Here is a 2,301-nt window from a genome sequence, read left to right as displayed (position 1 = left end):
TGGAAATGAGATGGTTCCTGTTTACTATAAGAGTATTCACGGTATCGTCTACGATAATTCAGAACTGAAAAAGTAATGGCTACGCACTATCCCAAAAGGGCGAAGGCGTAGCCGAAGCTTTTTTTAAAATTATTGCCATTTAGAAAAGTCAAAAAGACACACTCCCTGTCAGCACCCACCGACTAGGTTAACGAGTGTGTCTCTATTGTTGCTGTTGACCTGTTCAATCGTTCAGTTTAGATTCTTGGTTTTCGTATATTAAGTTAGAACAATTAAGGTTTGATTCTCGTCAAGCTATCGAACAATTTGATCGTTACGCAAAGAAATTGACATTTAAGAAAGTAATAAAGCTCTTTCTGTATGCCATTAACGATGAAACCGAAAGTTTACGACAACTAGACCAGCAACTTGTCAATCCGAATTAAAAAAGTAATGGGGATAGACTCTATCAGTTACTCTCAGCTTTCTCGTGCCCTACGAGTACTTGAACCAAGTTTATTACTGGTGATTTTTAATCAATTACTTTCTCTTGTGCATAAAAAGACGAAGGTAAAGTCGAAAGAAAAACTCTATCTGATTGATTCCACAACCTTTTCATTTAGCAAGAATGCCTATCCATGGGCGCATTTTCGACCGACAAAAGCTGGCATAAAGTTACTTTTTTTCTGATAATGTAACATGAAAAGAAAGAGAACCTTTACATTGTATGTTTTTTTATTTTGCAAGATATGATACACTTGGTGTATCGATAGTTTGTTAGTTGAATCAACTAACTTCTGTAATAACTATAGCGAAACTTGTTTTTATGTCAAGCGCTTACCTGTGTTTTTTTGCTTTTATGACCAAACATTGTCAATTACTTAACTCATTCCCACATAAAACCTTGATATAGAAGGACTATACGTAAATATAGAAACGAGGTACAGTCATGTTTAAGATGAAAAGTTCAATTAGAGAAAACAACAGTATACTGGTTCTATCAGAGATCATTAACCGGCCGGAAATTTCTCGTGCGATGATTTCTGAACTAACTGGTTTGAACAAGGCAACGGTATCTGAAATCGTAAGGCGTCTGATCGATGACAATTATGTCATTGAGATCGGCCCTGGTAAAAGTACGTCTTCCGGCGGACGCCGCCCCATTCTTCTTACTGTAAATAAAAAAGCTGGCGTCTCGATCAGTTTTGATGTGCGTTACGACCGTATCAGTTATCTGATCACCTACCTTGACGGTGAAAAGATCGATTACACGACAGAAGAAAAAGATATGAGTAAAGATAATATTGTCGACTCGATTGCTTCAGTTGTTGACCATGCAAAAAACACGATGGATGAATGCCCATTTGGTATTATCGGTGTGACCGTATCTATTCACGGGATCGTATATGATAACAAAATCGAGTTCACTCCTTACTTTGACCTGGATGAAATCGATCTAGTCGCTGAGCTGGAAGAACGAATCGATCTCCCCGTTCACATCGAGAATGAGGCAAATCTTTCAGCTCTTGCGGAAGCAGCTTTTGACACCGAGCATAAAAGTATCATTTCATTTAGTGCACATACTGGAATCGGTGCAGGTATCATTCTTGACGGCAAACTCCATAGAGGAAATAAAGGGCGTAGCGGAGAAGTAGGACATACCGTTCTCTACCCTAATGGAACCAATTGTCCCTGCGGTAATCAGGGCTGTTTAGAGCAGTACTGTTCTACTAAAGCAATCGTACGAAAGTATCAGCTGCTTAAAGGCGATCCTGCACTTACCTTTGAAGATCTTGTCGAGTCCTATCACCAGAAAGACTCATCCACTTTGAACTTGATTCTGCAGTTTGCTAAAGATTTCGGAATTGGTCTGATGAACGTGATTGGGAACTATGATCCGGAAGTCGTCTATATCAATTCTGAAATTCTAGAAGAGATACCTGAGCTGATCAGTCTGCTTAACCACTATTTAAGCATGACGATCTACAAGAATGTTCCTCTGAAAGAGTCCATCCTGGGAAGAAAAGCCAGTCTGTACGGCGCAACAGTGATGAATCTGCAGTCCTACCTTCATGTAGACAATGTAGAATTCAGCTTGAATATGGAAAAAGTAATGGAAGTGTGAGTGAAAGGCTTAATGCTTTTCTCACTACTTGAGACTCCCACGGCTAAAGCCGCAAGCCCGAACCTTTCGATTTGACGGGTGGGATTCTTGAGTGCTTGTACGAACGCAGTCCATTTCTGTTTTGTTCAAGCCTCAAGGTGAGGGCATCTCATTGCCCCTCCTAAGACAGTGCATATAGCATCTTAGGCTGGTTAACT

The 2,301-nt window shown here is 40.0% G+C and carries 1 protein-coding gene; it reads left to right on the top strand.

The annotated features are described in order from the left end of the window. Positions 1–928: 928 nt before the first annotated feature. Positions 929–2,104 (top strand): ROK family protein, encoded by a 1,176-nt coding sequence (locus ACYQ2O_RS11765; RefSeq protein WP_459796675.1) that lies wholly within the window; start codon positions 929–931, stop codon positions 2,102–2,104. The last annotated feature ends 197 nt before the right edge of the window (positions 2,105–2,301 follow it).

The sequence above is a fragment of the Alkalibacterium sp. m-11 genome, from assembly GCF_054658155.1.
This window is presented reverse-complemented; position numbering and strand designations above follow the sequence as displayed.